Raw genomic sequence first — 17,487 nt, 5'->3', positions numbered from 1 at the left:
GTCCGCTCAATCGGGTGGTGCGTTCTTGGAGCGATTGCCACCCGACCGGGGGGAGCCGATTCCGGCACCTGCCTTGGCGCCCCCGTCCTTCTTGGTGTTGCTTCCCCCGTTTGCCTGTGCGACCGGTGACGGTGCCTCGAAGGCCTCCAGGGCGGACAGCACGTCCTGGACCCTGGAGATCTCGGTGTTGATGTCCTTGCGGCGGCGCACCAGTTCGTCCAGCTCGCGCCGGCCCTCGTCGGTGATCCGCTTCGCCTCCGCCCGAGCATCGGCGAGCAGCCGCTCCGCCTCCGCCTTCGCCAGCTCGACCTGCTCCTCCGCACTGCGGTCGGCGTCCTGCAGGCGCTTCTCCGCCTCGGCGGCCGCGCTCTCCAGCCGCTCCTCGGCCTCGGTCTCGGCCGACTGCAGCTTGGCCTCGGCCTTGACGATCAGCGCCTCGGCGCGGTCGGTGGAGTCGGACAGCTTGGTCTCGGCCTCCTTCAGCAGGCCCTCGGCCTTGCGGACGGCCGAGATCCGGACCTTGCTGGCCTCCGCGGACGCCTCCGAGGTCAGCTCGTTCGCGCGGTCCTCGGCGGCCGCGACCAGCGCCGCGGCGCGGTCCTCGGCCTCGGCGACGGTGTTCACCGCCTGCTCCTCGGCCTCGGTCAGCTGCTCCTGGGCGGCCGTCACCAGCGCGTCCACCCGCTCGCCGGCCGACTTCATGGCCGCCGCGTTCTCCTTGCGGGCGCGCTCGTGCAGCGCCTCGACCTCGGCGTCGGTGCGCTCGCGCAGCTCCTCGGCGCGCTCGCGGATCGCGGTGGCGTCCCGGCGGGCCTCGGCGAGCAGCGCGTCGGCGTCCGAGCGGCCCTTCTCGACCTCGCCCTGGCCGGCCGCCTCGCCGGCGGCGACCAGCCGGTCGGCCTCCTTGCGGGCGGCGGCGACCATCGCGTCCGCCTGCTCCTCGGCGGCGGCGGTGGTGGCCAGCGCGGTGGTCTGGGCGTCCTCGCCGAGCGCCTCGGCGTCCGCGAAGGCCTTCTCCAGGACGGAGTTGGCCTGCTCGCGGGTGGCCCGGTCGAACTGCTCGGCGGCCTCCCGGGTCTCCGCGTCGTACGCGTCGGCGCGGCTGTGGGTGGCGGCGTCGTACTCGTCGGCGAGGGTGCGGGTGGCGAGCGCGTACTCCTCGGCCTCGGCGCGCAGCGCGGCGGCCAGCTCCTCGGCGTCGGCGACCAGGGCGGCGGAGCGCTCGTCGGCGGCGGCCACGGTGCGGACGGCCTGGTTCTCGGCCTCCGTGCGCAGCTGGTCGGCGGCGTCCTGGGCGGCGCGCAGCTCGGCGTCGGCCGCGGTGCGCAGCTGCTCGTCGTAGGCCTGGGCCTCGGCGCGCTCGTGGGCCAGCTCGGCCTCGTGGGCCTCGCGCTCGGCGGCCAGCTCCAGCTCGGTCCGCTCGCGCAGCGCGGTGGTCTCGGCCTCGGTGCGGGCCCGCAGCTCGGCCGTCTCGCGCTCGGCGAGCTCGCGCAGCTCCGCGGTCTCCCGCTCGGCGAGCTCGCGCAGCTGCGCGGTCTCGCGGTCGGCGAGGGCCCGCTGCTCGGCGGTCTCGCGGTCGGCCAGTTCGCGCTGCTCGGCGGTCTCCCGCTCGGCGAGCTCGCGCAGCTCGGCCGCGGCCTGCTCGGCCTGGCCGAGCACCTCCGCTGCCTCGCGCTCGACGGCGGCCTTCCGCTCGGCGATCTGCTCCGCGGCGGCCTCGTGCATGCCGGCCACCGACTGGCGGACCTCGGCGGCCTCCTCCTCGGCGGCCTCGACCAGACCGGCGCCCTCGGCCCTGGCGGCGGCGACGAGCTCGTCGCCGTCGATCCGGGCCTGCTCCAGGACGGCGGTGGCCTCGGCGCGGATGCCGTCGGCGGTCGCGCGGGCCTCGGACAGCTCACGGCCGGCCTCGGCGCGGACCGTCTCGGCCTGCTCGGCGGCCAGGGTCAGGTCGGCGGCGGCCTTCTCGCGGACGGCCTTGGCGTCCCGCGCGGCCTCGGCCTGCCGCTGCTCGGCGGCGCTGCGGGCGTTCTCCAGCAGCTCCTCGGCCTCGGCGCGCAGGGCGGCCGTCTCGGTGGCGGTGCGCTCGGTCAGTTCGGCGGCGGCCTGTTCGGCCACGGCCCGGACGTCGGCGGCGTGCGCCTCGGCGGCCTCGCGCTGCTCGGCGGTCTCCCGCTCGGCGAGGGCCCGCTGCTCGGTGGTCTCCCGCTCGGCCAGCTCGCGCTGCTGGGCGGTCTCGCGGTCTGCGGCCTCGCGCTGCTCGGCGGTCTCCCGCTCGGCGAGCTCGCGCAGCTCGGTGGCGGTCTGCTCGGCCTCGGTCCGGACGCGGTCGGCGTACGCCTCGGCCTCGGAGCGGCGGGCGGCCGTCTCGGCGGCGGTGCGTTCGGTCAGTTCGGCGGCGGCCTGCTCGGCCTGCTCGCGGGCGGTCCGCGCCGCGGCCAGCTGTTCGGCGGTCTCCTCGCGCTCACGCAGCAGCCCGGCGGCGGCCTCCTCGTGGGCGCGCAGGCTCTCCTGGCGCAGCGCCTCGGCGGCGGCCTCGGCCTCGCCCCTGGTGCGGACGGCCTCGGCGTCGGCCTCGGTGCGCACGCGCTCGGCGTCGGCCACCGCGGCGTCCCGGACGGCGTTGGCGCCGGCCTGCGCGGCGGCGGTCAGGGCGTCCGCGGCGGCGGTCGCCTCGGCCCGCACCCGCTGGTCGAACTCGGCTGCCTCCCGGCGCATTTCGGCGGTCTCGCGCTCGGCGGCGGTCCGGTTCTCGGCGGCCGCGGCCTTGGCCGCGGCGAGGGCGTCCTGGCCCTGCTGCTCGGCGGCGGCGGTGGTCTTCTCCGCCTCGGCGCGGGCCCGGGCCAGGGTCTGCTCGGCCCGGCCCTGGGTCTCGGCGGCCTGCTGCTGGGCCTGCTCGCGCAGCCGCTCGACCTCGCCGGCCGCACCCGCGCGCAGCTCGTCGGCGTCGGCCTTGGCCTTGGTGAGCAGCTCCTCGGCGTTCTTCGCCGACTCCTCGATCTGCATGACGGCCTGGCGGCGGGCCTCGCCGCGGACCCGGTCGGCCTCGGCGGCGGCGTGGGCGCGCAGCTCCTCGGCCTCGGCCCGCAGCCGGGCCGCCTCGTCCTGCATCTGCTCGATCCGCTCGCGGATCGCGGCGGCGTCGTCCAGGGCGGCGTTCTGGGCCTGCTCGACGGCGGCCTGGGCCTGCTCGCGCAGGCGCTGCGCCTCGGCGGCGGCCTCGGTGCGGATCCGCTCGGCCTCGGTGGCGGCCTCGGTGCGGGCGGTCTCGGCGTCCCGGTCGGCCCGGCCGAGCACCTCCTCGGCGGTCTTGGCGGCCTTGGCGAGGTGGACGGTGGCGTCCTTGGCGCCGGCCGCCCGGCCCTCCTCCTCGGCCTCGTTGCGCAGGCGCTGGGCCTCGGCCTCGGCGAGGGCGCGCAGCTCGGCGACGTCCCGCTCGGCCTGGGCGCGCAGCTCGGCGATCGCGGCCTCGGCCTCGGCGCGCAGTTCGCCGGCGACGGACTCGGCGGTGGCCCGCAGCCGCTCGCTCTCCTCGGCGGCGGCGGCCTTGGCGGCGTCCGCCTGGGCCTGCTTGGTGGCGGCCTCGGCGCGGATGGCCTCGGCCTCCTTGGTGGCCTGGGCGACCATCCGGGCGACCTCGGCGCGGGCGGTCTGCGAGCGCTGCTCGTTGGCGGCCTCGCCGTCGGCGACCTTGCGCTCGGCGGCGGCCTCGGCGTCGGCCTGGAGCTGTTCGGCGGCCTGCTCGGCCTGGGCACGGAGTTCTGCGGCCTCGCGGCGGGTGCGCTCGGCCTCGGCGATCGCCTCCGCGCGCAGCCGCTCTATCTCGGCCTTCGCGGCGGCGAGCTGTTGCTCGGCGCGGGTCTGCTCGGCGGTGGCCTGTTCCTTGAGCCGGTTGATCTCCGCCCGGGCGGCGGCGAGCTGCTGCTCGGCGGCCGCATGGGCGGCGGCGAGCTGCTGCTGGGCCTCGCCGCGGGCCGCGCCGACCTCGGCAGCGGCCTGGGCGCCGGCCTGCTGGGCCTGCTCGGAGGCGGCGCGCAGCAGGCGCTCGGCGTCGCTCTGGGCGCGCTGGATGGCGGCCTCGGCGGCGGCATGGGCCTCGCCGCGGGCGGCGTCGACGTCCGCGGCGGTCTGCGCGCGGGCCTGGTCGGAGAGGGCGACGGCTTCGGCGCGGGCGGCGGCGACCATCCGCTCGGCCTCGACGCGGGCCTCCTGCAGGAGGCGCTGCGCCTCCTGCTCGGACCCGGCCCGGGTCTGCTCGGCCCAGCCGTTGACGTGCTGCTCGGCGGTGCGGCGCAGCTCGGTGAGCTCGTCCTCGAGCTGGCGGCGGCGGGCGGTGAGCTCGGCCTCCAGCCGGGCGGTGCGCTCGGCGGCCTCGGCCATGATCCGCTGGGTGGCGGCCTGGGAGTCGCGCAGCTGCCGTTCGGCGTCGGCGCGCAGCTGCTGGGCCTGCATCTCGGCGGTCCGGAGCATCTGCTCGGCCTGGCCGGAGACGGCGTCGAAGGCGCGCGGCTGGGCGAGCATGCGCCGGGACTCGTGCAGCTTGGCCCGGAGCACCTCCACCTGGTAGGCGAGGTCCTCGGCATGCTCGACTGCTTTGTCCCGCTCCTTTCGAGTCCGACCCATCTCGGCCTCGAACTGGGAGAGGTGATCGTCAACCTCGTAGCGGTCGTTGCCCCGCACTCCGCGGTCCCATCCATCTCCTGGTCGCGTCCTCGACCCGGCCGGTCCGGGGTCCCCGTTGTCCGGGGGTCGGTCCGACTGGCTCCTTGCATCCGCAGCCGGTGGACGGCCCGCCGGTCTGTCCGGGGGCGCCCGCCGCGGTCGTCGGAGCCCTCGGCGTGGAAGCGCGGTGGTTCCGCGTTCCCCCGTCCGGGTGGACTCCTGGGCGAACTCTTGCCTTGTGGAGAATGGTGACAGATCCGTGTTGCGACGGTTCAGCCGTGCCCGCGTACTGGACTCCCCTGCGACGGGCCGGCCACCGGGGGGCGGACGGGCCTGTCATCGGCCGTGCCCGTCGCCTCCGTCACCCGGAGCCTTCGCGCACCTGGGCATTGTAGTGGGACGGCAGGGCGGGGGAATGGCCGCGTGGGGGTTTTCCGGCCTCCGGGCGAGGTTACTGACGGGTCATGACCGTCGGCCGGGGCGGTGCCGCCCTGGCGGGCGGCACCGGGAGGCCCCGGCGGGCGGCACCGAGGGGCCCTCAGTGGGCGCCGTCCGCGCCCGGTCGGGCGGAGGTGACCAGCTCGGTCAGCACGCCGCCGCAGTCCTTGGGGTGCAGGAAGGTGATCCGCGAGCCCATCGAGCCGATCCGCGGCTCGTCGTAGAGGACCCGGACGCCCTTGCCCCGGATGGCCTCGGCGTCGCCGTCGACGTCCGCGGTGCCGAAGGCGATGTGGTGCACGCCCTCGCCGTTCTTCTCCAGCCACTTGGCGACGGTCGAGTCGGGCCGGGTCGGCTCCAGCAGCTGGAGGTAGGAGGCGCCGCCGTCCCCGGTGTCGTTGATCTTGAGCATGGCCTCGCGGACGCCCTGCTCCTCGTTGACCTCCTCGTGGAAGACCTCGAAGCCGTAGGTGGAGCGGTAGAACTCGACCGTCCGGTCGAGGTCGCGGCAGGCGATGCCGATGTGGTCGATACGGGTCAGCACGGCGACCTCCGGGAGGCGGGTCGGGGGTGGGAAAGCGGTGGCACCAGTGCAGCGCATCGGTCTTGAGCGGCGCCAGCGCCGGAGGTGCGAATCTGCTCACACGGTCGCGTTTCACCCGGACCGCGTTGACACGGTGTTGACTGGAGGGTGCCAGTGCGCTCGATCACACCGTCGCTCCGGTGACGGGCGGGTAGCAGGTCAGTACATTGAGCGCATCCTCACCTGGCCACGACGTGCGAAGGGGCTCGTCCCATGACCAACACCACCTCTGTGATCGTTGCCGGTGCGCGGACCCCGATGGGCCGCCTGCTCGGATCCCTCAAGGGCTTCTCCGGCGCCGACCTCGGCGGCTTCGCGATCAAGGGCGCACTCGAGCGGGCGGGCATCACGGGTGACCAGGTCCAGTACGTGATCATGGGCCAGGTGCTGCAGGCCGGCGCCGGCCAGATCCCGGCCCGCCAGGCCGCCGTCAAGGCCGGCATCCCGATGAACGTCCCGGCGCTCACCATCAACAAGGTGTGCCTCTCCGGCCTGGACGCCATCGCGCTGGCCGACCAGCTGATCCGCGCCGGCGAGTTCGACGTGGTGGTGGCCGGCGGCCAGGAGTCGATGACCAACGCCCCGCACCTGCTGCCGAAGTCCCGCGAGGGCTACAAGTACGGCGCGGTCGAGCTGCTCGACGCGATGGCCCACGACGGCCTCACCGACGCCTACGAGAACATCCCGATGGGCGAGTCGACCGAGAAGCACAACACCCGGCTGGGCATCGCCCGCGAGGTGCAGGACGAGATCGCGGCCGCCTCCCACCAGCGGGCCGCCAAGGCGCAGGCCGACGGCGTCTTCGACGCCGAGATCGTCCCGGTCGCCATCCCGCAGCGCAAGGGCGAGCCGGTGCTGTTCTCCCAGGACGAGGGCATCCGCGCCGACACCACCGTCGAGGGCCTGGCCCGGCTCCGCCCGGCGTTCGCCAAGGACGGCACGATCACCGCCGGCACCTCCTCGCAGATCTCCGACGGCGCCGCCGCGGTGGTCGTGATGAGCAAGGCCAAGGCCGAGGAGCTGGGCCTGAGCTGGATCGCCGAGATCGGCGCGCACGGCAACGTGGCCGGCCCGGACAACTCGCTGCAGTCGCAGCCGTCCAACGCGATCAAGCACGCGCTGGGCAAGGAGGGCCTGGAGGTCTCCGACCTCGACCTGATCGAGATCAACGAGGCCTTCGCGGCCGTTGCCCACCAGTCGACCAAGGACCTGGGCGTCTCCGCGGACATCGTCAACGTCAACGGCGGCGCGATCGCGCTCGGCCACCCGATCGGCATGTCCGGCGCCCGCGTGGTGCTGCACCTGGCGCTGGAGCTGCAGCGCCGCGGCGGCGGTGTCGGTGCGGCCGCGCTGTGCGGTGGCGGCGGTCAGGGCGACGCGCTCATCGTGCGCGTTCCGAAGGCCTGATCATCTGACATACCTTCGGGGCTGCGGACCGCCACAAGCGGTTCCGCAGCCCCGTCGGCATCTGCGCTAGGAGCTCCTGATGATCGATGTCGCCACGCTGGTCGAACAGGCCCGCGAGGGACGGCCGCGGGCGGTCGCCCGGCTGATCACGCTGGTCGAGAACGCCGCCCCGGAGCTGCGCGAGGCCATGGCCGCCCTCGCGCCGTACACCGGTCGGGCCTACACGGTGGGCCTGACCGGCTCGCCCGGGGTCGGCAAGTCCACCTCCACCTCCGCCCTGGTCTCCGCCTACCGGCGGCTCGGCAAGCGCGTCGGCGTACTGGCCGTCGACCCGTCCTCGCCGTTCTCGGGCGGCGCCCTGCTCGGCGACCGGGTCCGGATGCAGGACCACGCCACCGACCCCGAGGTGTTCATCCGCTCGATGGCCACCCGCGGCCACCTCGGCGGGCTGTCCTGGGCGGCGCCGCAGGCGCTGCGGGTGCTCGACGCCGCCGGCTGCGAGGTGATCCTGGTCGAGACCGTCGGCGTGGGCCAGTCCGAGGTGGAGGTCGCCGCCCAGGCGGACACCACCGTGGTGCTGCTCGCCCCCGGCATGGGCGACGGCATCCAGGCCGCCAAGGCCGGGATCCTGGAGATCGGCGACCTCTTCGTGGTCAACAAGGCCGACCGGGACGGCGCCGACGCCACGGCCCGCGAGCTCAACCACATGCTGGGGCTCGGCGAGGCCCGCGGGGCGGGGGACTGGCGCCCGCCGATCGTCAAGACCGTCGCGGCCCGCGGCGAGGGCGTGGACGAGGTCGTCGAGGCGCTGGAGAAGCACCGCGCCTGGCTGGAGGAGCACGGCGAGCTGGCCGCGCGCCGGCGCCGGCGCGCCGCCGACGAGATCGAGGCGATCGCGCTGGCCGAACTGCGCGCCCGGATCGGCGACCTGCACGGGGACCGCCACCTGGCCGGCCTGGCCGAGCGCGTGGTGTCGGGCGAGCTCGACCCCTACGGCGCCGCCGACCGCCTCGTCGCCGGCCTGACCCAGGCCTGACGCACGTCCAAGGGCGGGCCCGTGCGCACGCGCACGGGCCCGCCCTTGGACGTGTCGGGGAGGGGTCAGGAGCGGCCGCGGAGGCCGCGGAGGTGTTCGGCGACCGGGGCGAGGGCCTCGTACATGGCGTCCAGCTGCTCCGGGGTGAAGCGGTCGATGAAGTGCGCCCGGACGCTGCGCACGTGGTCGGGGGCGACCCGCTGCATGGTGTCCCAGCCCTGCTCGGTGAGGTGGGCGTAGAGGCCCCGGCGGTCGCCGGGGCACTCCTGGCGCAGCACCAGGCCGGCCGTCTCCATGCGGGTGATCTGGTGCGAGAGGCGGCTCTTGGACTGCAGGGTGGCCGTCGCGAGGTCGGTCATCCGCATCCGGCGGTCGGGGGCCTCGGAGAGGACGACCAGGATCTCGTAGTCGTTGATGGCCAGGTTGTGCGGCTGGAGTTCGCGGCTGAGCTGGTAGTCCAGCAGCTTGGCGACCTCCAGGTGGGCGCGCCACATCCGCTGCTCCCTGGCGGTCAGCCAGGGGGTTTCCCCCTCCGGCTGCGACGGAGGGGTGTCCGCGGTGTCGATCGTGTGCGCATCCATGGGGACAGCATACCCGATTTAGTTAAATCTTGTACAAGTTTACAGGCCGAAACGCCGTCCCAGGTCGCCCAGGTTACCGAGACCCGGCACGTTGAGGTTGCCCCCGCCGTGCCCGCCGTGGCCGGCCGCGCCCGGCTGGGACGGCACGCCGCCCATCGGGATGCCCGCCTCGGCGCCCACCTGGCCGACCGAGCGCTCGGCCATCAGCTTCTCGCTGGACTGCAGCAGCACCTGCCCGGCGCCGATGAACTCGAACTGGTGCTCCTCGCCGGACGCCCCGCCGAGCCCGGTCAGCCGGCGGATGCCGCCGATCAGGCCGTGCATGTAGTCGTGGTCGTAGTGGTGGCACGGCGCCGGGCAGTCCGCCCAGCCGACCAGCGCCTGCGGGTCCACCCGGATCGGCGGCTCGACGAAGTGCACCGGCCCGTTGGAGGCGGCGACGAACTTGCCGGTGCCGATCAGGGTGAGGAAGCCCGGGATGATCGACTGCTTGAGCCGCAGCGTCGGCTCGAAGGCCAGCAGGTTCCCCGAGCGGACGGTCAGGTTGCCCTCGTCCAGGTCGTAGGAGTTGAGGTCGAAGGCGCGGTCCGCCAGCAGCAGCTTGCCGCGGCCCTGGGCGACCACCCAGTCCGCCGCGTGCATCGGCGAGTTGAAGTGCTGCCCGATCATCCGGTCCAGCACGCCGGCGCCGACGCCCTTGAAGCTGATGTCGCCGTAGTAGGCGACCATCTTGCCCTTCTGCAGGAAGTACGAGCCGTTCAGGTCGACCGAGAAGGCGTACGGGTTGACGTTGTCGTTCGCCGGCAGGCTGTGGGCGTCGTACACCACCGGGCCGGCGCCGCCCCCGTGGGCGCTCGGCAGCGGGGCCTGCGGCCCGCCGAACTGCTCCTGGGCGTAGGCCTGCTGGGGCTGCGGCGGAGGCGGCGGCGGGTAGCCGCCCTGCTGCGGGTACCCGCCCTGCTGGGGGTAGCCCCCCTGCTGGGGGTACCCGCCCTGCTGCGGGTAGCCGCCCTGCGGCCCGTAGCCCGGGGGCGGCGGCGGGGGGACGGCGAAGCCGGGCTGGGTCGGCTGGTCGTACGGGGACTGCCCGTGGGGCGGCTGCGGCGGGTAGGACATCAGAGCTTCTCCTCGCTCGCCTGGACGTACACCGCACCCTGTCCGGACAGTTCCAGCTGGAACGCCTCGCCGGAGCCGCGGCCGATCATGTCGCGCCACCCCAGCGCCGTGGACAGCTTGTTCTGCACCTGGCCGCGGTGCGCCACGTACGCCTGCGGGTCGACGTGCACCGACTGGCCCGGGACGATCGGCAGCTCGAAGACGCCGCCGTGCGCCATCACCGCGACCGAGCCCTGCCCGTCCAGCTTGGTGGTGAACAGGCCCTGGCCGGTGACCTGGCCGCGGACCATGCCCATCACGCCGCCCTGCGAGCCCATGAACATGGTGGACTGCTGCAGCGTGCCCTCGAAGGCCAGCAGCCGGTCCGCCTCGACGTACAGGGTGTCGCCGACCAGGTCGATCACGTGGACGTGGTGGCCGCCGTGGCCGAACATGACCCGGCCCTGACCCTCGACGGTCATCAGCGGGGTGTCCTCGTTGGCCACCCGGCGGCCGATCATCGACATCACGCCGCCCTGCCCGCCGGTGATGTTCGGCGTGAAGCGGACGTCCCCGGTGTACGCGAGCATCGCGCCGCGCTGGCTGAACAGCCGCTGGCCGGGCACCACGACGGCCTCGACCATCTTGCCGTTGATCTTCGTGAAGGCCATCAGACGTCGCCCCCGATGGTGACCTTCTCCGACGGCTGCACGTAGACCAGTCCCTCTCCGGAGAACTCCACCTGGACGGCCTCGCCGCCGCCCTCCCCGATCACCGTCGTCCAGCCGGCGCCCGACTTCAGGCTGCGCTGCAGGCTGCCGGTGTGCGCCACGTAGGCGCCGGGGTCGACCCGCAGCGGCTGGTCCTTGCCGACCCGCAGGATGATCGCCGGCCCGTTCGAGGTGACGGCGGCCCAGCCGTGGCCCTCCACCTTGGTGGTGAACAGGCCGTTGCCGGAGGACATGCCGTTGAGCCCGGTGAAGGTGGTGCCGGTGCGCAGCGAGCCCTCGGTGCAGAGCAGGTTGTCCGCCTCGACGAACAGCGTCTCGCCGTTCAGTCTGACCAGGTTGATCTCGGTCGCCTTGTCGGCGAAGTAACAGGTGCCCTGTCCCTTGACCTCCATGACGGTCATCTGTTCGCCGGTCAGTCGGCGGGCGACCATGCCGCGCAGGCCGTCCCCGCCGCCGGTCAGCTTCTTGAAGCTCATCTGGCCGGTGTAGGCGACCATCGAGCCGTGTCTGGCCTTGACGGCCTCGCCGGCCAACTCGACCGCGAGTACCCGGGTTCCCTGGAGTCTGAACTGTGCCACGGCCGCAATCTACTGGCAGCGGCCGTGGCAGGGGGAGGGGCGGGGTGGGAACTGGTACCGGTCTGCGACATTCGCGCCGGTCACGCGCGCGCGTGCGCCCCGTGCGCGGGCGCGACGGTGCCGGCGGCCTCCTCGACCTCCAGCAGCGAGGCCGAGTGGCGCTCCGCCTCGAAGGCCACCACGCCGCCGCGCAGCCCGAACAGCCGCTTGGAGAGCATGATCCACAGGACGGCCGCGATGTTCAGCAGCAGGGTGCAGATCTTCACCGCGCTGACGTGCTCGCTCAGCTCGTAGCCCTCCAGCGGCAGGAAGGCCGCGGTGGCGACCACCGTCAGGTACTCGGCCCAGCGCCGGCCCAGCCAGAGGCCGACCGCCTCGACGATCTCGATCAGCGCGTAGGCCAGCAGGGCGCCGGCGACGATCAGCAGGGTGTTCTTGTGGTAGTCGAAGGTCTTCCGGATCGTGTCGACGATCGGGGAGTGCTCGAGGTCCCAGTGGAAGTGGTCGGTGACCGGCCGGAAGACCGTCAGGTTCTCGTCGAAGATCCGGTGCACCGCGTCCTGGCTGTTGGAGAACTTCCAGACGGCCCAGGCGACCACGATGATCAGCAGCCCGCGCAGCACCCGCTCGACGGCCAGGAAGCGCAGGATGAAGAGGTCGCGCAGCGCCTTGCCGCGGGGCACCAGCGGGGCGTCCTGCGCGGGGCCGGAGCCGTGCGGGGCGCCGAGCGCGAAGTCGCCGCAGCGCAGGCAGCGCCAGGCGTCGCCGAGGGCGGTGGCGGCGTGCAGCCGGGCGGCCAGCTCGGGCTCGGTCGGCGCGTAGGTGACGTGGCCGCGCTTGGCGCAGGTCCTTCGGTCCCAGTCCCGCTTGAACATGAGTGGCTACCCCCGGTCGTCCGATGCGTGCGGCCCCCGGTCCGGTGGGCGCGCGGGCAGCAGGATAGGGGCAGCGGGTGACGGGCCGCCCGCGCCAGGCGGGTTCTGGCGCACAGCTGTGACATCGGGCCGGCCGGTGTGAGACCGCTCACGGGGGGCACCCCGGGCCGGGCTCCGGACGTGTGCTCGGTGATAATGGCCAAGGCTTGTGCGTCGCTTCACAAGCGTGTCCGCGCCTCCGACCCCCGTATTGAGGTACCCAACGTGAACAGCAGCGCCGTCCACCGCCTGCGCCTGGTCTCCGGCCCCGAAGGGGTCTCCTTCGTCCTGCTGCTGATCTGCTCCGTGCTGAAGCGGACCACGTCCTTCGACGCCGTCCCGGTGATGGGCATGGTCCACGGCGTGCTGTTCGTGCTCTACGTGGTCTTCTGGATCCAGGCGTGGCAGGCGCAGAAGTGGGACGTCAAGCGCGGCGCCCTGCTGTTCGTCCTCTCGGTGATCCCGCTCGGCGGCCTGGTCGCCGAGCGGATGCTCGGCAAGGAGGAGCGCGGCGAGCTGGAGCCGGCCGCCGCCTGAGCCGCTCCCCCCGAACGCGACGGTCGACAGGCTGCCGCGGCCTCCTCTCCCAAAGGGCCGCGGCAGCCTGTCGCCGTTCTTACCGGGGGTGGTCAGGTCCTACCGGGTGGTCGGGGCGCGTCGGGCGCGCTCAGTTGACGTTGACCCCGCTCCAGGCCGCGGCGACCGCCTTGTACTCGGTGCTGGTGGCGCCGTACAGGTCGGTCGCGGCCTTCAGGGTCGCCGTGCGGGCGGCCTTGTAGTTGGTGGTGGAGGTCATGTAGACGGTCAGCGCGCGGTACCAGATGGCGGCCGCCTTGGTCCGGCCGATGCCGGTGACCGTCGAGCCGTTGGAGGTCGGGCTGTTGTAGCTGACCCCGTTGATGACCTTGGCGCCGCTGCCCTCGGCGAGCAGGTAGAAGAAGTGGTTGGCGACGCCGGAGGAGTAGTGGACGTCCTTGTTGCCGACGGTGGAGGACCAGTAGTCGGCCGAGGCGCCGTCCTTGGAGGGCTTGTCCATGTAGCGCAGCGGGGTGCCGTTGCCGTTGATGTTGAGCTTCTCGCCGATCAGGTAGTCCGGCGGGTCGGAGGGCAGGTTGGCCGACCACTCGACCATCGTCCCGAAGATGTCCGAGGTGGCTTCGTTGAGGCCGCCGGACTCGCCCGAGTAGTTCAGCTTCGCGGTGGCCGAGGTGACGCCGTGGCTCATCTCGTGGCCGGAGACGTCGATCGCGGTCAGCGGGTGGGTGTTGCCGGAGCCGTCGCCGTAGGTCATGCAGAAGCAGGAGTCGTCCCAGAACGCGTTCACGTAGTTGGTGCTGTAGTGGACCCGGCTGGCGGCGCCGACGCCGTTGTTCTTGATGCCGCTGCGGCCGAAGGTGTTCTTGTAGTAGTCCCAGGTGGCCGCGGCGCCGTACTGGGCGTCCACGGCGGCCGACTCGCGGTTGGACGGCGAGCCGTTGCCCCAGGAGTTGGTGGTGTTGCTGAACAGCGTGCCGCTGCCGGAGGTGCCGCCCTTGAGGTCGGTGGTGGACTGGTTGCCCCGGGAGGCGTCCTTGAGCTGGTAGGTCGAACCGCTCTGGGTGGTGGTCAGCGTGACGGTGCCGACGTTGACGCCCTTGCCGGTGCCGGTCGCGGTCTGCACCTGCTCCTGGCTGGAGAGCACCTGGCCGGTGGCGGCGTCGGTGACGACCTCCTGGCGGCTCGGGGTGCCGTCGGCCCGCTCGCCCGTGACCACCGTGCGGTGGGCCAGCCGCGGGGCGCCGTCGGCGGCCCAGACCACCAGCTCGGCCGCGCCGGCGCCGTCGACCCTGGCGAGCGCCGCCTCGTCCTCGTCGGCGGCGAGCCCGACGGTGGCCCGCACGGCGGCGGTGGCGCGCTCGGCCGCCTGCCCGGCGGCTATGCCCGGGGTCAGGCTCGGCACCGACAGCCGGCCGTCGAAGGCCCGGTCGACGGACTTCACCGAGCCGTCGGCCTTCTGGTGGACGACCAGGTCGCCGCCGAGCACCGGGAGGCCGGCGTAGGTCCGCTCGTAGCGCAGGTGGCGGGTGCCGTCCCGGTCCGCGATGACGTCCTTCACGACGAGCTGCTCCTGGCCGCCGAGGGCCAGGGCGTGGGCGACCGGGGCGCTCTGCCCGGCGGCCAGGGCGAGCAGCTCGGCGCGCTGCTCCGGCGCGGGGGCGGCGGCCTGGGCGGCGGGGACGACGGCGATCTGGATCACGCCGGCGAGCAGGGCGGTGGCGGAGAGTACGGCGCCGGCTGTCAGCTTTCGCTTCACGTGCGGGGGTTCCTTCCACGAAACCGCGGTGTGCGCGCGGTTGCGCCGCGTACCGGGGCGCCGGGGTTGGCGCCTTGGGGGCGGTAGGGCGCGGACGTGCCGCTCCCGTGCGGTCACTGGCGGTCCGTCGATGGGTGGGGGTGTGACGGGCCGTCGGACGGGGCTTGGTCAGAAGCATGACAATCGGTGGCAGGAAATGACAGGCCGCCCACCGGGATTGGCCAGGAACCGCCAGCGCTGGTGCGGGTGGTTCGGCTGCCGATCCGTGCCCCGGTACGGGCGGGTTCGTCCCCCTGGCGGGACCTCGCCAGCGGGCGGTCTTGCCGGGTTGCGGGAGCGCTGCTACCCACCGCGCCGGGGGCCCCGGACGCGGCGCGCGCCCGGGGCCGGCCCTCCGCGCGCCGGGCCCCGGACGTGCCGGACGCCCGGGGCCTGCCCTCCACGGAGGCCCCGGGCGTCCTGTTCACCGTGCGGTGTGCGTCAGTTGACGTTGACGCCGCTCCACGCCGCCGCGACCGCCTTGTACTCGGCGCTGGTGGCGCCGTACAGGTCCGCCGCGGCCTTCAGGGTGCCGGTGCGGGCGCCCGCGTAGTTGGTGGTGGAGGTGAAGTACACGGTCAGCGCGCGGTACCAGATCTGCGCGGCCTTGTCCCGGCCGATGCCGCTGAGCGTCGAGCCGTTGGAGGTCGGGCTGTTGTAGCTGAAGCCGTTGATGCTCTTCGCGCCGCTGCCCTCGGAGAGCAGGTAGAAGAAGTGGTTGGCCACGCCGGAGGAGTAGTGGACGTCCAGGTTGCCGACGCCCGAGTACCAGGAGTCGGCCGAGCCGCCGTCCTTGGAGGGCTTGTCCATGTAGCGCAGCGGGGTGCCGTCGCCGTTGAGGTCGATCAGCTCGCCGATCCAGTAGTTCGGCGGGTTGGAGGGCAGGTTGGCGGAGAACTCGACCATGGTGCCGAAGATGTCCGAGGTGGCCTCGTTGAGGCCGCCGGACTCGCCCGAGTAGTTGAGGTTGGCGGTGGCGGAGGTGACGCCGTGGCTCATCTCGTGGCCGGCCACGTCGATCTCGGTCAGCGGGTGGGTGTTGCCCGAGCCGTCGCCGTAGGACATGCAGAAGCAGGAGTCGTTCCAGAACGCGTTCACGTAGTTGGAGCCGTAGTGCACGCGGCTGGTGGCGCCGACGCCGTTGTTCTTGATGCCGTTGCGGCCGAAGGTGTTCTTGTAGAAGTCCCAGGTGGCGGCCGCGCCGAACTGGGCGTCGACGGCGGCGGACTCGCCGCTGGAGACCGAGCCGGTGCCCCAGGTGTTGGACGACTTGCTGTAGAGGGTGCCTGAGCCGGAGGTCCGGTTCTTCATGTTGACCGTCGACTGGCCGCCGCGGGTGGCGTCCTTCAGCGTGTACGAGCTGCCGCTCTGGGTGGTGGTCAGCGGCACGGTGCCGACGAAGACGCCCTTGCCGGTGCCGGCGGCGGTCTGCACCTGCTCGTGGGTGGAGAGCACCTCGCCGGAGGCGGCGTCGGTCACCAGCAGCTGGCTGCTCGGGGTGCCGTCGGCGCGCACGCCCTCGACGGTGGTGCGGTAGGCCAGGCGCGGGTTGCCGTCGCTCGCCCAGACCACCAGCTCGGCCTTGCCGGTCTGGTGCACGGCGCTCAGCGGGGACTCGTCCTTGTCGGCGGCCACGCCGACGGTGGCCTGGACCGCGCCGGTGGCCTGCGCGGCCGCCTTGTCGGCCGGGATCTGCGGGGTGAGGCTCGACAGGCTCAGCTGCGCGGTGACGGCCTTGTCGACCGACTTCACCGAGCCGCCCGCGCTCTCGTGGACGACCAGGTCGCCGCCGAGCACCGGCAGGCCGGCGTAGGTGCGCTCGAAGCGCAGGTGGCGGGTGCCGTCCTGGTCGACCACGGCGTCCTTCGCGACCAGCTTCTCCTGGCCGCCGAGCGCCAGCGCGCCCGCCAGCGGACCGGACTGACCGCCGGCCAGGGCGATCGCCGCGGCCTGCTGGTCGGCGGCCTGCCCCGGCGGGACGGGGGCCGGGCCGGCCTGGGCGGCGCTCGCCTGGACGACACCGGAGAGCAGGGCGGTGGCGGAGATGACGGCGACTGCTGCGAGCTTTCGCTTCACGGACGGGTCCTTCCGGGAAACCGCGTGTGGGCGCGGGCGCACCTCGCTCCGGGGGCCGGGGTCGGCACCTTGGGGCGGAACGGGCACTGGCGTGCGGGGGCCCGATCGAGCGGCTGGCCACCGGTGGGTGGGGGTGGTGGCTGCCGGACTGGGTTGGCGGAAAGCATGACAATCGATCACGTCAAATGACAGGTCTTGCTCAGGAATTGGCCAGGTCCCGCCAGTGGTGGTGAATGTGAACAGGCCGACAAAAGGGGTGAAACACCCCGACGTGCGGCGGGTTACCGCCCGAACCGAGGCCTGCTGGTGCGGCGGTGGGCGAACGCCTCCCCAACTCCGTCCGGACGGGGGTTCGTTGCCCCGCGTTCACACCCGTGCAACGTCCTGGTCCGGACCTGGGCGCCCGACTGGCGGGATCCCGCCACGTGTTGCGCTTGTCCACCATCAGGACAGCTGGTAGCACACGTCCCTTCCGCCGGTACGGTAAGGAGGTGCCCAAGCCCCTCGCGCTCGACTTCGACCCGATCGCCCGCGCCGACGAACTCTGGACCCGCCGCTGGGGCGGAGTGCCCTCGATGGCGGCGATCACCTCGATCATGCGGGCCCACCAGATCCTGCTCTCCCGGGTCGACGCGGTGCTCAAGCCGTACGGACTGACCTTCGCCCGGTACGAGGCGCTGGTGCTGCTGACCTTCAGCCGTACCGGCGAGCTCTCGCTCTCCAAGATCGGCGAGCGCCTGATGGTGCACCCGACGAGCGTCACCAACACCGTCGACCGGCTGGAGCGGGCCGGACTCGTCGCCCGCCGCCCCAACCCGCTGGACGGCCGCGGCGTGCTCGCCGCGATCACGGACCGCGGCCGCGAGGTGGTCGAGGAGGCCACCCGGGAGCTCATGGCGATGGAGTTCGGGCTGGAGGAGTACGGCGCCGACCAGTGCCGCCAGGTCTTCGAGCTGCTCAGGCCGCTGCGGGTCGCCGCCGGCGACTTCGCCGAGGAGGGCGGCGAGGGGGCTGCGCGGGCCAGGCCGTGAGGGCGGCTACCCTCGTGGGAGCG

General features: G+C 73.5%; 13 protein-coding genes. 4 read left to right on the top strand and 9 right to left on the bottom strand.

Annotation, left to right across the window (positions count from 1 at the left end):
- Positions 1-6: 6 nt before the first annotated feature.
- Entirely contained in the window at positions 7-4,680 is a 4,674-nt protein-coding gene (locus ACFYUY_RS20685; protein WP_387902243.1) for a hypothetical protein, read from the bottom strand.
- Between the two features lie 520 nt (positions 4,681-5,200).
- The gene (mce, locus tag ACFYUY_RS20680) at positions 5,201-5,644 is read right to left on the bottom strand and encodes a methylmalonyl-CoA epimerase (RefSeq protein ID WP_360204660.1); all 444 of its coding nucleotides are present in this window, start codon (positions 5,642-5,644) and stop codon (positions 5,201-5,203) included.
- A gap of 252 nt (positions 5,645-5,896) precedes the next feature.
- Here mce and ACFYUY_RS20675 point away from each other — a divergent pair, with 252 nt between their 5' ends.
- Together ACFYUY_RS20675 and meaB are read left to right on the top strand one after the other, a co-directional pair.
- Positions 5,897-7,090 (top strand): acetyl-CoA C-acetyltransferase, encoded by a 1,194-nt coding sequence (locus tag ACFYUY_RS20675; RefSeq protein ID WP_360204663.1) that lies wholly within the window; start codon positions 5,897-5,899, stop codon positions 7,088-7,090.
- A 79-nt stretch (positions 7,091-7,169) separates the two neighbouring features.
- On the top strand, positions 7,170-8,126 hold the full coding sequence (gene meaB / locus ACFYUY_RS20670) for a methylmalonyl Co-A mutase-associated GTPase MeaB (protein WP_360204665.1): 957 nt from the start codon (positions 7,170-7,172) through the stop codon (positions 8,124-8,126).
- Between the two features lie 65 nt (positions 8,127-8,191).
- On the opposite strand, the gene ACFYUY_RS20665 is transcribed toward meaB, so the two are convergent.
- The 5 genes from ACFYUY_RS20665 to ACFYUY_RS20645 form a co-directional block, all read right to left on the bottom strand.
- Positions 8,192-8,707, bottom strand: coding sequence for a MarR family transcriptional regulator (locus ACFYUY_RS20665; RefSeq protein ID WP_360204668.1), 516 nt, complete (start codon positions 8,705-8,707; stop codon positions 8,192-8,194).
- 39 nt (positions 8,708-8,746) lie between these two features.
- A complete protein-coding gene (locus ACFYUY_RS20660) occupies positions 8,747-9,568 on the bottom strand; it encodes an AIM24 family protein (protein WP_360204862.1) in 822 nt (273 codons plus the stop codon).
- 254 nt (positions 9,569-9,822) lie between these two features.
- On the bottom strand, positions 9,823-10,473 hold the full coding sequence (locus ACFYUY_RS20655) for an AIM24 family protein (protein ID WP_360204671.1): 651 nt from the start codon (positions 10,471-10,473) through the stop codon (positions 9,823-9,825).
- A complete protein-coding gene (locus tag ACFYUY_RS20650) occupies positions 10,473-11,111 on the bottom strand; it encodes an AIM24 family protein (RefSeq protein ID WP_360204673.1) in 639 nt (212 codons plus the stop codon). The genes ACFYUY_RS20655 and ACFYUY_RS20650 overlap by 1 nt, the downstream gene beginning before the upstream one ends.
- Positions 11,112-11,191: 80 nt before the next feature.
- A complete protein-coding gene (locus ACFYUY_RS20645) occupies positions 11,192-11,986 on the bottom strand; it encodes a DUF2127 domain-containing protein (RefSeq protein WP_360204676.1) in 795 nt (264 codons plus the stop codon).
- Between the two features lie 264 nt (positions 11,987-12,250).
- Between ACFYUY_RS20645 and ACFYUY_RS20640 the strand changes: the two genes are divergently transcribed.
- Positions 12,251-12,562 carry a DUF3817 domain-containing protein gene (locus ACFYUY_RS20640; protein ID WP_360204679.1) on the top strand — a complete coding sequence of 104 codons (312 nt, stop codon included), beginning with the start codon at positions 12,251-12,253 and terminating at the stop codon, positions 12,560-12,562.
- A 130-nt stretch (positions 12,563-12,692) separates the two neighbouring features.
- Here ACFYUY_RS20640 and ACFYUY_RS20635 read toward each other — a convergent pair whose 3' ends face one another.
- Positions 12,693-14,318 carry a M4 family metallopeptidase gene (locus tag ACFYUY_RS20635; protein WP_360204682.1) on the bottom strand — a complete coding sequence of 542 codons (1,626 nt, stop codon included), beginning with the start codon at positions 14,316-14,318 and terminating at the stop codon, positions 12,693-12,695.
- Between the two features lie 480 nt (positions 14,319-14,798).
- Entirely contained in the window at positions 14,799-16,433 is a 1,635-nt protein-coding gene (locus tag ACFYUY_RS20630) for a M4 family metallopeptidase (protein ID WP_360204684.1), read from the bottom strand.
- A gap of 491 nt (positions 16,434-16,924) precedes the next feature.
- Between ACFYUY_RS20630 and ACFYUY_RS20625 the strand changes: the two genes are divergently transcribed.
- On the top strand, positions 16,925-17,464 hold the full coding sequence (locus tag ACFYUY_RS20625; protein ID WP_387902236.1) for a MarR family winged helix-turn-helix transcriptional regulator: 540 nt from the start codon (positions 16,925-16,927) through the stop codon (positions 17,462-17,464).
- Positions 17,465-17,487 lie beyond the last annotated feature (23 nt).

Origin of the sequence: Kitasatospora sp. NPDC004745, assembly GCF_042873275.1 — a bacterium.
GTDB lineage: Bacteria > Actinomycetota > Actinomycetes > Streptomycetales > Streptomycetaceae > Kitasatospora.
Note: the sequence above shows the minus strand (reverse complement) of the source record. Positions and strands in the feature narration are given on the sequence as shown.